13 protein-coding genes are annotated in these 13667 nt (G+C 71.5%); 6 read left to right on the forward strand and 7 right to left on the reverse strand.

Annotated elements, in window-relative coordinates:
• The 4 genes from B072_RS44355 to B072_RS0129940 form a co-directional block, all read right to left on the reverse strand.
• Positions 1 to 428: potassium-transporting ATPase subunit KdpA (locus tag B072_RS44355; protein WP_161234277.1), on the reverse strand; the 428-nt coding region annotated here is incomplete at its 3' end.
• Positions 429 to 436: 8 nt separating this feature from the next.
• On the reverse strand, positions 437 to 526 hold the full coding sequence (gene kdpF / locus B072_RS46015; protein ID WP_018533641.1) for a K(+)-transporting ATPase subunit F: 90 nt from the start codon (positions 524 to 526) through the stop codon (positions 437 to 439).
• Entirely contained in the window at positions 523 to 645 is a 123-nt protein-coding gene (locus B072_RS49675; RefSeq protein ID WP_267880640.1) for a hypothetical protein, read from the reverse strand. Before B072_RS49675 ends, kdpF begins: the two co-directional genes overlap by 4 nt.
• A gap of 123 nt (positions 646 to 768) precedes the next feature.
• On the reverse strand, positions 769 to 2619 hold the full coding sequence (locus B072_RS0129940; RefSeq protein ID WP_043244987.1) for an APC family permease: 1851 nt from the start codon (positions 2617 to 2619) through the stop codon (positions 769 to 771).
• 241 nt (positions 2620 to 2860) lie between these two features.
• Here B072_RS0129940 and B072_RS0129945 point away from each other — a divergent pair, with 241 nt between their 5' ends.
• Positions 2861 to 3406 carry a hypothetical protein gene (locus tag B072_RS0129945; RefSeq protein WP_234018952.1) on the forward strand — a complete coding sequence of 182 codons (546 nt, stop codon included), beginning with the start codon at positions 2861 to 2863 and terminating at the stop codon, positions 3404 to 3406.
• A 135-nt stretch (positions 3407 to 3541) separates the two neighbouring features.
• On the opposite strand, the gene B072_RS0129950 is transcribed toward B072_RS0129945, so the two are convergent.
• Positions 3542 to 6079, reverse strand: coding sequence for a sensor histidine kinase (locus tag B072_RS0129950; protein WP_018533645.1), 2538 nt, complete (start codon positions 6077 to 6079; stop codon positions 3542 to 3544).
• 268 nt (positions 6080 to 6347) lie between these two features.
• Here B072_RS0129950 and B072_RS0129955 point away from each other — a divergent pair, with 268 nt between their 5' ends.
• Together B072_RS0129955 and B072_RS44365 are read left to right on the forward strand one after the other, a co-directional pair.
• Entirely contained in the window at positions 6348 to 7928 is a 1581-nt protein-coding gene (locus B072_RS0129955; RefSeq protein WP_026246445.1) for a Na+/H+ antiporter, read from the forward strand.
• Between the two features lie 226 nt (positions 7929 to 8154).
• On the forward strand, positions 8155 to 8676 hold the full coding sequence (locus tag B072_RS44365) for a flavodoxin domain-containing protein (RefSeq protein WP_018533647.1): 522 nt from the start codon (positions 8155 to 8157) through the stop codon (positions 8674 to 8676).
• Positions 8677 to 8871: 195 nt separating this feature from the next.
• Here the strand turns inward: B072_RS44365 and B072_RS0129965 are convergent, their stop codons facing one another.
• Positions 8872 to 10272 carry a hypothetical protein gene (locus tag B072_RS0129965; protein WP_018533648.1) on the reverse strand — a complete coding sequence of 467 codons (1401 nt, stop codon included), beginning with the start codon at positions 10270 to 10272 and terminating at the stop codon, positions 8872 to 8874.
• Positions 10273 to 11049: 777 nt separating this feature from the next.
• Here B072_RS0129965 and B072_RS48810 point away from each other — a divergent pair.
• The 3 genes from B072_RS48810 to B072_RS0129980 all read left to right on the forward strand — a co-directional run bounded on the left by B072_RS48810 (position 11050) and on the right by B072_RS0129980 (position 13316).
• Complete coding sequence (locus B072_RS48810) at positions 11050 to 11217, forward strand: hypothetical protein (protein WP_199791111.1); 168 nt, start codon at positions 11050 to 11052, stop codon at positions 11215 to 11217.
• A 294-nt stretch (positions 11218 to 11511) separates the two neighbouring features.
• On the forward strand, positions 11512 to 12324 hold the full coding sequence (locus B072_RS0129975) for an SDR family NAD(P)-dependent oxidoreductase (protein ID WP_018533650.1): 813 nt from the start codon (positions 11512 to 11514) through the stop codon (positions 12322 to 12324).
• A 215-nt stretch (positions 12325 to 12539) separates the two neighbouring features.
• Positions 12540 to 13316, forward strand: a complete 777-nt coding sequence (locus tag B072_RS0129980) for a GNAT family N-acetyltransferase (protein ID WP_018533651.1) — start codon at positions 12540 to 12542, stop codon at positions 13314 to 13316.
• A 20-nt stretch (positions 13317 to 13336) separates the two neighbouring features.
• On the opposite strand, the gene B072_RS44370 is transcribed toward B072_RS0129980, so the two are convergent.
• On the reverse strand, positions 13337 to 13667 hold a 331-nt coding region (locus B072_RS44370), incomplete at its 5' end, for a response regulator transcription factor (protein ID WP_018533652.1).

Below are 13667 nucleotides of genomic sequence, written 5' to 3' on the forward strand. Positions count from 1 at the left end.
CCGACGGCCGCCGAGACGAAGTTCTGCACCGCGAGGCCGCCGGTCTGCACGACGTGGCCCATCGCCTGCTCGCCGTAGTACGACTGCCAGTTGGTGTTGGAGACGAAGGACGCGGCCGTGTTGAAGGCCTGATCCGGGTCGATGGAGGCGAAGCCGAGCGATCCCGGCAGCGAGCCCTGCAGGCGCTGCAACAGGTACAGGAACAGCACGCTCACGGCGGAGAAGGCGAGGACACCGCGCAGGTACGCGGTCCAGCGCATCTCCGCGTTCGGGTTGGCGCCGATGCCCTTGTAGATCCACTTCTCCACCCGGAGGTGCTTCTCGGAGGAGTAGACCCGGGCCATGTAGTCACCGAGGGGACGGTAGGCCAGCGCAAGCGCCGCTATCAGCGCGAGCAGCTGGAGCACGCCGGCAAGAACGGGGCTCATATCTGTGCTCAGAACCTCTCCGGATAGATGAGGGCGAGGACGAGATAGCCCAGCAGGGCGACGGCCACGACGAGGCCGACGATGTTCTCGGCGGTCACAGCTTGGTCACCCCCTTGGCGACGAGTGCCACCAGCGCGAAGACCGCGATCGTGGTGACGACGAAGGCCACGTCGGCCATCGTGAGCTCCCGGATGAGGTTCGGAATCGGAACGGACAAGTAGAGGGAACTACCGGGAACGGCCGGAAACGATCCCCTTTGACGCGTCCCTTACGGCGAACCGCGCACCTTTGACAGGGCCCATACGCGTCGAACGATGCAGGTTCGATGGATACGGTCATTTCAGGACAGGCGGAAACGCAGCCTGCAGATGACGGCATCGGTGTCCCGGCGCACAGCGTGAGCGACGACGGCGCCCCGCTGGTTCTGCAGGATCCGCTGCCAGACGTGCTCCGGCTCGGCCTCCGGGACCAGCACGGTGACCCGGGTGTCCGGGTCGGCGACGGCGACTTCACGGACGTACTCGGCCACGGGCCTGCCAAGGGTGCGCCGCTCGGAGGGGATGTGCACCAGGTCGACGCCCGGGTTCCACAACGCCCAGTCACGGGTCAGGGCCTCGGTGGCGGCGCGGTCCTCGGGGTCGGTGTGGCAGACGGTGACGGCGCGCACCTCGTCGCCCAGGGAGATCGCCGCGGTCAGCGCCTCGCTGGTCAGCCGGGAGATACCGGAGACCGGGACGATGACGAGGGAGCGAGCGTGGGTCGGGCACTCGGGGATCCGGCCGAGGCCGAGGCGCTCACCGATCCGGGCGTAGGCGCGGTGCACGGCCTGGAACGCGAGCACGAGCAGCGGCAGCGCGACCACGATCAGCCAGGCGCCGTCGTGGAACTTGGTGGCGGTCACGACGATCGCGCTGACGCCGGTCAGGACGGCGCCGAGCCCGTTGAGGAGCTTCTTGCCGAGCGATCCGGGCACGCCGTGCCAGTGGATGACCATGCCGACCTGGGCGATGGTGAAGCCGATGAAGACGCCGATGGCGAAGAGCGGCACGAGGGTGTTGGTGTCGCCGCCGGAGAAGACGAGCAGGGCGGCGGAGATCGCGGCGAGGGTGAGGACGCCGTGCCGGTGGACCTGGCGGTCGGCCTTCAGGGCGAAGACGTGCGGCAGGTAGTTGTCGCGGGCCAGCAGCTTGAGCAGGACCGGCAGGCCGCCGAAGGACGTGTTCGCGGACAGGGCCAGCAGGATCATCGTCGCGAACTGCACGACGTAGAAAGCCCAGTTGTGGCCGAGGGAGGCGTCCGCGAGCTGCGCGAGGACGGTGACGCCCTCGACCGGCTGGAGGTGGAAGCGCGAGATCAGCACGGACAACCCGATGAGCATGACGCCGAGGACGGCGCCAAGGGCGACCTCGGCGTGCTGGGCACGGCGGGCGCGCGGGGCCCGGAACGAGGGCACGGCGTTGGCGATGGCCTCGACGCCGGTGAGCGCGGAGCATCCGGAGGCAAACGCCTTCAGCAGGAGCAGCGCGCCCACGGTGGTGGCGTTGTCGGCGAGGACGGAGGCGTGGCCCGCGGCGGCCGCGGTGGAGACGGGCGCGGAGCGGAACAGGCCGACGGCGATCAGGATCAGGATCGAGGCCACGAAGACGGCCGTCGGCACGATGAACGCGCGGGCCGAGTCGACGATGCCACGCAGGTTCACGGCCGTGATGAGGACGAGGACGGCCAGACAGATCCAGAGGCGGTCGCCGTACAGCTCCGGGAAGGCGGAGGTGAGGGCGGCGACGCCCGCGGTGACGGCGACGGCGACGTTCAGTACGTAGTCGAGGACGAGGGAGGCCGCGGCGACCAGGCTGGTGCGGGCGCCGAGATGCTTCTTCGCCACCGCGTAGGAGCCGCCGCCGTCCGGGAACGCGGCGATGACCTGCCGGTAGGAGGCCACGAGCACGGCGAGCAGCGCGGCGATCGCCAGGGTGACCGGGAGGGTGAAGCCGAGGCCGTGGGCCCCGGCCGCCGCGAGGACCAGGACGATGGCCTCCGGGCCGTACGCGACGGAGGCCATCGCGTCGAGGGAGAGCGCGGCCAGACCGGTCACGGCGGTGAGCCTGTGCTTCTCCGCCGCGGCGTCCCGGGAGTCGGGCGGCTCCGCTCCGTCAGGGTTCACCCCTGGCTCGGATATCAGAGACGTGGTCATGGATGGGCTCCTTCGAAGGGGGTCAGAGCTTGCGGGCCCTGGGGCTCCGCTCAGGTTCTGTCCGTATCCGGCCATCCCCGACTGGGCCTTACGCCTTCTTCACGCGCGAGGGCCGGAATCTGACAGAACGTTGACGGTCGGCGCCGGGGAATCGGCACACGTCAAGGCCGTGCACGGAGTTCCGTCATAGCCCCGTCAAGCCGTGGGACGCGGGGGCCACCCCGTTCCTACCGTCGCCCGTATGAGAGACGCCCTGGAACCGACCAGCGGGCGGCAGCGACCGCCCGGCGCCCCGGCCCACGACGAACAGTGGACCGGAGAGATGCACAGCGCCGTGCGCTGCGCGGGTCTGCTCTGCGCGGCGCTACTCCTGATCGATGCCGCCGCCGGCAGCATGACCCCGTGGCGGGCCGCTCTGTGGGCTGGGCTCGGCGTGCTGCTCTTCGCCGTACTGGTGCCCGCCCGCGTCTCAGCGGGCGAGGGCTGGCTCGCGGCCCGAGGGCTGTTCGGCGAGCGCCGCGTGCGCACGGACCGGCTCGTTGCGGTGCGCTGGCGCGAGGGCGTGGCACGCCGTCTCGTGCTGCGCGACGACACAGGTGCTCGCGTCGAGATCGACCCACAGGTCCTGGTGGCCAACCCGTTGTTGTGGCGCTACGTGGACGAGGGCGCGCGCGTGGCCGTCGAGCGCGAGCTGCTGCTGTGCGGCGCAACCGCGCTCGCTCAGGTGTCCCGCAGCGTGGAGCGCGAACTGGCCCGCACCGTGTTCAAGGTGTCCGAACTGGAGTGATCGGCGCGGGAAGGCACGGCGTCCGTCGTGGTGTCAGGGCCTGCGGTCCGCATGGCGGCGCGTGCCGCCCCGGCGGCGCGCGGCGTCCGCTCGTCGGGACGGGCGGCCACGAGGAGTTCGACGGGCGAGTTCGGGTCACGGTGCGGGGCGGCGATCTCCGCCTACGGCGGGCGTCGGCCGGGAGGTGAGGGCGGCGTCGGCGAAGGGCAGCGACAGCACCATCGTGAGGCCGCCGCCCGGGGTGTCCTCCGGAGTCAGGGTGCCGTCCATGGCCTCGGTCAGTCCGCGGGACAGCGCGAGGCCGAGACCGAGCCCGGTGGTGTTGTCGGTGTCGCCGAGACGCTGGAACGGTTCGAAGAGACGGTCCTGCCCGTCCGGCGGCAGCCCGGGGCCCTGGTCGACGATCCGCAGCTCCACCCGCCCCGCGTGAGCGCTCGCGCCAAGCAGGACGGCGCGGCCCTGTGGGGTGTGCCGTGCGGCATTGGAGACGAGGTTGGCGACGACCCGCTCCAGAAGGGGCGGGTCGGCGAGCACGTCGGGGATCTCTTCCAGGTCCTGGATCTCGACGGGCGGGGCATCCGCGGGCAGCGAGTCGAGGGCGGACGGCAGGATCTCCTCCAAGGCGGTGGCGCGCAGGTCGAGAGTGAGGGCGCCGGCCTGGAGGCGGCTCAGGTCGAGGAGGTTCTCCACGAGCCGGTTGAGCTTGGCCATGGACTCGTCGGCGGTGGCAAGGAGTTCGGCCCGGTCGTCCGCGGAGAACTCCACGTCGGCGCTGCGCAGCGAGGTGACGGCGGCCCATCCGGCGGCGAGCGGGGTCCGCAGGTCGTGCCCGACCGCACGCAGCAGCGCCGTGCGCATCCGGTCCGCGGCCTTCACCGGTTCCACCTCCGCGGCCACCTCGGCGAGCCGCACGCGCTCCACCGCGGCGCCGACGTGCGCCGCGAACGCGGCGAGCACCCGGCGCTCGGAGGACGGCAGGTCACGGCCGCGCAGGACGAGGTGCATGCCCGGGCCCGCGGGCACGACGGTCGTCGCCCTCTCCGTGCCCGAGGTGTCCGGGGGCTGCTCCATCAGGTCGGCCGACTCGACCCCGAAGGTCTCCCGGGCACGGTCGAGGAGGGCCGGGATGGTGGCCCCTCCCCGCACGATCGTGCCCGCGAGCGACGACATGGTCTCTGCCTCCGCCGTGGCCCTGGCCGAGCGGCGGGCCAGGCGCAGGGAGCGGTCGACGACGGCGGCCACCGTCGCGGCGACGGCCGCGAAGACGACGACGGCTATCACCGCGTTGGGGTCGGCGAACGAGAAGTGACCGATGGGCGGGATGAACCAGTAGTTGAGCAGCAGCGAGGCGGTGACCGAGGCGACCACCGCCGACAGCACTCCCCCTATGCAGGCCACGCCGACCACGGACAGCAGGAACAGCAGCGCCTCGCTGGTCAGGTCGAGGTGGTCGCGGGCTCCGTCCAGGTCGAGCAGGAATGTCAGCGCCATCGGCAGGAGGAGCCCCACGACGGGGCCCGCGACGCGGCGGGGCCCGGACAACGTACGGCGGCGGGACGGCAGCAGTGTTCCCCGGCCCGCGCGTTCGTGGGTGACGGTGTGCACGTCGATGTCACCGGAGAGGGCGACGACCGTCTCGCCCGTGCCGCGACCGCCGAGGAACCGCTCCAGGCGGCCACGTCTGCTGGTGCCGAGGACGAGCTGGGTGGCGTTCTCCGCGCCGGCGAACTCCACCAGGGCGCTCGCCACGTCGTCGCCGACGATCGAGTGGTAACTGCCGCCAAGGTCCTCGACCAGGCGCCGCTGCCGGGCGAGCGAGGCGTGCGAGGCGCCTGCGGCGAGGCCGTCGCTGCGGGTGACGTGGACGGCGAGCAGGTCACCGCCCGCGGCCCGGTCGGCGATCCGGGCCGCCCTGCGGATCAGGGTGTCGCCCTCCGCGCCTCCGGTCAGCGCGACCACGACGCGCTCCCGGGTCTCCCACACGCCGCCGATGCGGTGCTCGACGCGATAGTGCTGCAGGGATTCGTCGACCCGGTCGGCGACCCACAGCAGCGCCAACTGCCTGAGAGCGGTGAGGTTTCCGGTGCGGAAGTAGTTGGCGAGCGCGGCGTCGACCTTCTCCGGGCGGTAGATGCTGCCGTGCGCCATGCGCCGCCGCAGGCCCTCCGGTTCCATGTCGACCAGTTCGATCTGGTCAGCGCGGCGGACCACGTCGTCGGGGACGGTCTCGGCCTGCGGAACCCTGGTGATCTTCTCGACGACGTCGTTGAGGGACTCCAGGTGCTGGATGTTGAGCGCCGTGATGACGTCGATCCCGGCGGTCAGGAGCCGGTCGACGTCCTGCCAGCGTTTGGGGTTGCGGCCCCCGCCGGGCACGTTGGAGTGCGCGTACTCGTCGACGACGGCCACTTCGGGCCGCCGGGCGAGGAGGGCGTCCAGATCCATCTCGGTGAACTCAGCTCCCTGGTAGGCGCATTGAGCGCGCGGGAGGACCTCAAGCCCTTCCAGCATCCGCTCGGTGCCGGCCCGCCCGTGACACTCCACGAGGCCCACCACCACGTCGGCGCCGCGGACCGCTCTGCGCCGGGCCTCATCCAGCATGCGGTAGGTCTTGCCGACCCCCGGAGCAGCTCCGAGGTAGACCTTCAGACGGCCGCGGCGTACGTCGCTCATCGCAGTGTGGACTCTCCGTTCACGGGCGCTCAACTCCCTTGTGTGCCCTGCTCGTACGGGTCACTGAAACGGCTTGCGCAGGGCCTCGTCACGCATCTTGGCGCAACCCTGGCGGCCTCCACCGGGACCTTGACACCCCCCTGACGCGGACACGTTGCCGATAAGGTGAAGGCGGTGCGCCGGGAAGTCTGGTCGGCCGGAACCCGTCAGGGCTCCGCGGGGAGTCGTGATCGTCGGCTCCCCCTTCGGCTTCGGCTCAGGGGGCGGCATGCGCAGCGTAGGAACGATCCTGGCACTGGTCGTACTCGCCACGATGGTGGCGACCTTCGCCCGCCGATGGCGCATCCCCGCCCCCTCGCTCCTCGTCGTCGCCGGCCTCGCGGTGGCCCTGCTGCCCGGCACTCCTCAGATCGAGGTCAGTCCGGAGGTCATCGGCCTGGTGGTGCTGCCTCCGCTGCTGTACGCCAGCGCCGAGGAACTGTCCTGGCGCGAGCTGCGCCTGGTGTGGAAGCCGGTCGGCGTGCTCGCGGTGGGTCTCGTGCTCGCCTCCGCCGCGGCGGTCGGGGTGGTTGCGTCGCTGGTGACGCCGCTGTCGTGGCCGATGGCGCTGGTGCTGGGCGCGGTGCTCGCCAGCACGGACCCCGTGGCCGTCACGGCCCTGGGCCGACGGCTCTCGCTGCCGCCCAGGGTGCAGGTCCTGGTGCAGGCCGAGAGCCTCTTCAACGACGCCACCTCCCTCGTCCTGTTCCGGGTCGCGGTGACCGTGGCGGTGGCGTCGGCCGCCGCCGACTGGCAGACCGCGACGGGCGAGTTCGCGCTCCTCGCGGGCGGCGGCACGCTGGTCGGCGCCGCCCTGGCCTGGACGGTCACGCTGATACGGCGACGCACCGAGGACCCCGTCCTGGAGACGGTCACCGCACTCGTGACCCCTTACGCCGCCTACGTCCTCGCCGAGACGGCGCATACCTCGGGCGTCACCAGCGTCGTGGTCGCCGGTGTCATCCTCGGCGGCCGCGCGGACCGCCTCACCACCGCCCCCATCCGCCTCCAACTCCACGCGGTCTACGGCACGGTGGTGTTCCTCCTGGAGAGCGTGGTGTTCAGCCTGATCGGTCTCGCGCTGCCCGCGCAGGTGCGGTCCCTGACCGCCGACGACCGGGCCTGGCCGCTGTACGCGCTCGCGATCGCCGTCACCCTCGTCGCCGTACGGCTCCTGTGGCTGGCCCCGCTGTCGGCGGTGGTCCAGCACAAGGGCGGCGTCAGCCGCGTGAACTGGCAGGTGCCGATGGTCCTCACCTGGGCGGGCACACGGGGCGTGGTGCCACTGGCCGCCGCTCTGTCCATCCCCGTGGTCGCCGACAACGGCACTCCGCTCACCCAGCGCCCACTGGTGCTCGTACTGACCACGTCGGTCGTCGTGGTCACCCTCGTCGTGCAGGGCTTCACGCTCGCGCCCGTCGTACGCCGCTCAGGCATCGCCCTGGAACCCGAACACACCGCACGCGAGGAGGCCGCGGCTCGCAGCAGACTGGCCGGAGCGGGCCTGCGGCGTCTGGAGGACATGGCCGATCTGGAAGCCGTCCCGGACGTCGTGCTCGACCGGTTGCGCCGGGGCCTGGCGGCACGCCTGGAATCGGCACAGGACCGGCTCACCGACACGGGCGGGGACGGCCAGGGACCGGGCCGGGAGTCGGCGGACCACGTGTACCGGCAGCTGCGCCGCGACCTGATCGAAGTGGAGGCGGCCGAGCTCCAGCGACTCTACGAGGAGCACGACATCAGCGACACGACACGACGCAAGCTGCAGCGTTCGCTCGACCTTGAGGAGGCTCGGCTCACGGGGGCATGAGCCGCTCCTCCCGTGGGGCGGCGGCTCACGACGACGCGCGGTCGACGGTGGCGATCCATTCGGTGTCGCCGGACCAGGCGCCGATGAGGAGGTCGCGCAGGGTCTCGACGGCCGCGATGAAGCGCCGGTCCTCGGCGAGGCTGAAACCAGCCGGACCTCACGTCGGCCGGGGAGGGGACTGACGGTAGGAGACGGGGCCGCTGCCGTAGGTACGAGGGCGGATGCGATGAAGGTGCTGGTGACGTACGCGAGTGTGTACGGCGCGACGCGTCAGGTCGCGCGGCGGATCGGGGACCGTCTGTGTGAGGCGCGGCTGCACGTGGATGTTCTGGCGTGTGACGAGGTCACGGCGGTCGGCGGCTACGACGCGGTCGTGGTGGGCAGTGCGGTGTACGACCGGACGTGGCCGGCACCGGCACTTCGCTTTCTCCGGAATCATTCCGAAGCGCTGGCTACCCGCCCCACCTGGGCCTTCAGTGTGGGGGTGCCCGCTCGACTGCAAGGCGCCTGGAAGGACTTCGCCGATCGCGAGAGTGCCGTTGTCCTCGCACGGTTCGCGGACGTCTTCCGGCCAGGCGGACACGAGATGTTCGCGGGCGTGCTCGCACGCGAACACCTGCCGTGGAGGAGACGGTGGCTGTTCAGAGCGGCCGGCGGCCGATACGGCGACTTCCGGGACTGGGAGGCGATCGACCGCTGGGCGAACGGCATAGGTCGCACACTGGCCGAGCAGTCAACGAAGGGCTGAGCATGACGGGCCCGGGCGTCCGCTGCCGCGCCAAGGCACCCGGCACCCGGTGGAGACCACCGAGACGCTCCAGCCCAAGTCGCCACAGGCACCTGCCGCGGCAAGGGCTGCCGCTGGGATCCGATCCGATGCGCCATGGCCCACCGCCGTCCACGGACCGATCGGCCTACGTCAGCGACAAGATCCGGTCCTCCTTCACATCGAGCCGAACTCGGCGAGCCGCGGCCGCACCCCTAGGTAGGTGAGAACGGCCACGGCGAGGAGCGCTCCGCCCGACCAGGGCAGCAGCCCCGTCAGGTCGGAGCGTCCGGCGCTCACGGACGCGGCGAAGTACCGCTCGTTGATCTCGGTGACGTTGTCGAGCGCGGTCATCCACGCGCCGAAGTGGGCGTTGGACGTGCCCGGTTCCCAGCCCATGCAGAACTCGGCGGCCTCCCGCTGCCTGCCCTGGGCCACCAGCCGGCGGATCTTCACGTCGTCGTGCTGGTAGACGGCATAAGCCTCGACGGTCCGCTCGGCGGCGACGCGCTCGCCGGGGAAGGTGATGTTGTCCAGCTCGCGCCGGAACTCGCCGGTGAACCGGAGGTCCTGGTGATCGGCCCCGTAGGCGCGCCAGGTCGCGTCGATCCGATCGGCGTACGACGACAGCGGGACGCCCGATATCCCGTACAGCTTGCGCGACTTGGCGTAGAAGGACGCTTCGTACGGCTCGCGCAGAGCGGGATCGAGAAGATAGCGGCTCTCGTCGGCGTTGGCGTCGTAGGCGATGGCGCGGGCCCGCGAGAGGGCGACGACCGAGTCGAAGGCGTCGCGGCGGGCGACCCGCAGATGCTCCCGCTCGCCGATGAGGGCCTGGGCGCCCAGGACGACGGCGAGCACCGCGCACAGTGCGGCGGCCAGGAGAGCAGGGTTGAGGATGCGGCGGAACCGTCGCGCCAGCCACCACTGAAGGGCGGCCAGGACGGCGAGCAGCAGGACACCGCACCCCGCGAGCGTGATGAGCTGGCCGGTGAGGGTCGAGCGCGCCGAGACGTACTCGGCCTCGAAGTTGCCGTTGTTGGTCTCGATCAGCTCCTCCGCCCTCGGGACGAGTTCTTCGCTCAGCAGCCGGGTCGCCGTGCGGTAGTCCGCTCGCGCCGCCGCCTTGCCCCCGGCGCGTCCGTCGTTCTCAAGTGCCCGGCCGATCAGCTCCTCGTAGCGCGCGTAGGAGTCGCTGAGGGAGTCCACCGTGCGCTCGGCGGAGCGGTCCCCGTCCGCGGCCACCGCGAGGGCCCGCAGTTCACCGGCGATGGTGCGCCGTGCGTCCGCGTAGTGTCCGGCTGCCTTCTCGTACGGCTCGTCGAGCCGCCCCCGGCCCGCATCGCCGCTGGCGAGAAGCATGTTGACGACCTGCGCGTCCATGTCGTTGAGGGCGAGGTCGAGTCCGGCGGCGCTGGTGGTGCGGGGCGCGTGCTGTTTCTCCACGGCGTCCCAGATGCCGGATGCGGCGAGCCCGGACAGGGCCAGGAGGACGAGCAGTGCGGCGGACAGCAGCGTGATCAGCGCCCGTAGAAGTCTCAGCCCGGCCGGCAGGCCCGACGGGACAAGACGGCGCACGACCTCCCGCGCTCTGCCGAGCCGGTCACGTGCCGGCCTCCCGGCCCGCGGCCCCCCTCGTGGCCGCGGACCAGAAGGCCCGGAGGGCGGGGCGAACGTTCCGTGAGATGACTGCGCGCCAGTCCTGGCCCCCGCTTCAGGACGGTGCGTCGTACCGGCGGTGATGGTCACGCGCCCTCCACGTCACTCCACGGACGGTCGCCCGTCCCCCGTGGCGGAAAGTCTGTGCCGGGTTCCGGCCGTGCGTGCGATCCGTTGACGGACTTCTGATGCGCGCGCGGTGCCCTTTGACTGCGCTTTGACGACACCACGGCCGGCATCGCTAGAGGGGCGCAAATTCCGCGCCGGACAAGGCGTTTCGGCCTCGCTACGGAGATATGTTCGTCTCCGGCCGCCGGACAGGCAGCGGACGTCAGTGGCATGACCGACCACGGGCGACGCGCTTTCGGCCTCTTCCGGCAAGTACGTCGTCCGCACTCCTCCCGGGCGGCCGAGCACGCGTCGGACGCCATGTCATCCCGCAGCCGATGCCCGCGTGCAGCCTTGAGGTGCCGGGGCCCCGGCACCTCAAGGCCCGGCGGCCATCACACCCCGTCCCCGCCCCGGCCCGTACTGTGCCGGGCTCTGGCACGAAGGCTCCCATGCACCCCCCTGCCGCACCGCCGCAGATCCCGCCCGCCCGGCCACGTCCCGCGCCCCGGCCCGCCACCGGCCTACGACGACGAGGCCAGGGCGCTCTGTTCGAGCCCGCACAACTGGTCCGCTCCCTTGATCATCGTGGCGCTCATCCCGCTCGCGCTGCGCGGCGTGCGCTACACCCCGGCCTCGGCCCACGACCTGCTCCGCCGCAACCTGGCGGTCTACGGACTCGGCGGCCTCGTCCTGCCCTTCGTCGGCATCAAGTTCATCGACCTTGCCGTATCCCGGCTCCCGGGGGTCGGCTGACCCGACATCAGAACCTCGTCAGGAAAGACCCGTCAGCCTTGTTCACCCCACTCCTGCAGGCTTCGATGGGGGATGTGAACAGCGAGTGGCTCCTCCTCGACCGGCCGCCTCATCAGGCGCCCCGTCGCGTGCCCCGCTGTCCGGAGACCCTCGCGTCCGCCACTCGCTGACGCGGCCTCTCCCACTCCCGGGGGCGTCGAGACCCGGTCCGGCGCCCCTTCTTCGTGCCCGTCCACGCCCTTGTGGCCCCTGTACGCGCAGACCTCACCCCACCTAGCAATTCCTGGATGGATCATGTCTTCCGCCACGCTTACCTCCCGTACGGTCCTGGTCACCGGAGCCACCTCCGGCATCGGCCTGGAGACGGCCCGGCAGCTCGCCGAGCGCGGAGCCGTCGTCCTCGTCCACGGCCGCACCGCCGAAGAGGCGCGCGCCGCGATGGACCGCATCATCGCCACCACCGACGCCGACGCGGCACAACTCTGCTCGTTCTCCGCGGACTTCAGCCGTCTCGAGGAAGTCGAGGAGATGGCCCGCAAGATCGCCACTGAGCACCCGCACCTCGATGCCCTCGTCAACAACGCCGGCATCGCCGCGCCCGAGCGGCACACCGTCACCGCCGACGGCAACGAGATCGCCTTCCAGGTCAACTTCCTGGCCCACTACCTGCTGACCTGTCTCCTCGAACCAGCCCTCACCAGCGAGCCGGGCGGCCGCGTCGTCAACGTCTCCTCCTCGCTGCACCGCACCGCCGCGATCCAGTGGAACGACCCGAACCGCGCCCGCCGCTACGCCCGCCTCGCCGCGTACGCCCAGTCACAGCTCGCCCTGACCGTCTTCGCCGCCGACCCGCGCGTCACCGCGGTCTCCGTCCACCCGGGCGTCTGCGCCACGGATCTGCTCCCGCTCTACGCCCACGACGGCGTGCCGGCAGCCGAGGGCGCCGCGCACGTGGTCCGGCTCTGCGACCCGGCGACCGAGATCGTCAACGGCGCCTACTACGACCGCGCCGAGCGCGTCGACCCGGCGCCCGCCGCCACCGAGGAGCGCACCGTCAAGCGCCTCAACAAGCTCGCGGACCTGCTCGTCGGCCGGGCCACCACCTGAAGTCCACGCCTAAGCCGAGGAGTTACGCCATGTCGAAACGAGCCCGCAAGAAGAAGGCCCGCCGCAAGAAGAGCGCCAACCACGGCAGCAAGGCCGGACAGCGCTGAACGCACCGTCCGGGGCGCGGCAGGCCGCTCACGACCGCACGCCCCGGACGGCCACGCACACGCGCCTTCCCCTCCCCTTCCCCCGACGCAGCCAAGGGACGACCGTCCATGATCGAGCTTCAGCCCCGCGAACTCCCCGCGCTGGCGCGGTGGTTCCCCGCAGGGACACCAGGCCCTGCCGCCGTCGGCGAGCACGCGCTGCGGACGGGAAACGGCCGCTGGTGGGCCGACCGCCCGGTGCAGCCCCGCGCCCTCGCCGTCTCCTGCGCGGACCACGTCATGCTGCGCGGCACCCCGGACGACCTGACCCCGAAGGACCTCGGGCCCCTCGCCCACTCCTACATCGACGCCCCCGCACGGTTCCATCCCCTCCTGGCAGCGGCCTTCACCACCCTCACCCCGTGGGAACGCATGGTGTGGACCCATCAGGCGCCATCCACCCCCAGCAGCCTGCCGCGTGGCATGACCGTGCGCCGCATCGAGCCCGCCGACACGAACGTCCTCCACACCCTGGGCCCCGACTCGGCCTGGATCACCGCCAGTTGGGGCGGGCCGCTGGGTCTTGCGGCATCCGGACACGGCTGGATCGCCACCGACCGCACCGGCACCGCCCTGGCCATAGCCTGTGCCTACTTCCGCGGCTCCCGCTACGAGGACGTCGCCGTTCTCACCCGCCCCGACCACCGCCGCCACCGCCTGGCCCTGGCCTGCGTCAGCGCACTGTGCGACGACATCACGGCCCGCGGCCACACCCCGAGCTGGAACTGCTCGACCCTCAACCGCGCCAGTCGCCTCCTCGCCTGGACAGCGGGCTTTCGCCTCGTGCACGAGTACGTCCACTACGCGTCCGGCAGCCCGGCTCAGCAGGAACTGCTGACCGCGTAGGAGTTTTGGGGGGCGGTGGATCAGTGGATCGGTGTCCGCTGGGGCATGGGGCGTCCGTCGTTCTGGGCACTCAGGAAAGTGAGTGCCGCGGTGACCCGGCGGTCGACCAGGGGCTGGTCGGTGAGTCCGAGCTTGCGGAAGATGACGCTGACGTACTTCTCGACGGCCTTGACCGAGATGAAGAGCGCGGCGGCGATACCCCGGTTGGACAGCCCGTGGGAGATGTGTTCCAGGACGTCGATCTCGCGCAGGGTCAGGTCGTCGATGGCGATGCCGTCCCGGCGCGTCACCAGGGAGTCCACGATGCTCGGGTCCAGCACGGTCTGGCCGGCACGGATGTCCCGCAGCGCG

It is taken from the genome of Streptomyces sp. HmicA12, from assembly GCF_000373565.1.
Lineage (GTDB): Bacteria > Actinomycetota > Actinomycetes > Streptomycetales > Streptomycetaceae > Streptomyces.

Coding starts and splice junctions, on each gene's coding strand:
- B072_RS0129980 (WP_018533651.1), top strand. CDS start 12,540: ATGATCGAGCTTCAGCCCCGCGAACTCCCCGCGCTGGCGCGGTGGTTC.
- B072_RS0129955 (WP_026246445.1), top strand. CDS start 6,348: ATGCGCAGCGTAGGAACGATCCTGGCACTGGTCGTACTCGCCACGATG.
- B072_RS44365 (WP_018533647.1), top strand. CDS start 8,155: ATGAAGGTGCTGGTGACGTACGCGAGTGTGTACGGCGCGACGCGTCAG.
- B072_RS0129975 (WP_018533650.1), top strand. CDS start 11,512: ATGTCTTCCGCCACGCTTACCTCCCGTACGGTCCTGGTCACCGGAGCC.
- B072_RS0129945 (WP_234018952.1), top strand. CDS start 2,861: ATGAGAGACGCCCTGGAACCGACCAGCGGGCGGCAGCGACCGCCCGGC.
- B072_RS0129940 (WP_043244987.1), bottom strand. CDS start 2,619: ATGACCACGTCTCTGATATCCGAGCCAGGGGTGAACCCTGACGGAGCG.
- B072_RS0129950 (WP_018533645.1), bottom strand. CDS start 6,079: ATGAGCGACGTACGCCGCGGCCGTCTGAAGGTCTACCTCGGAGCTGCT.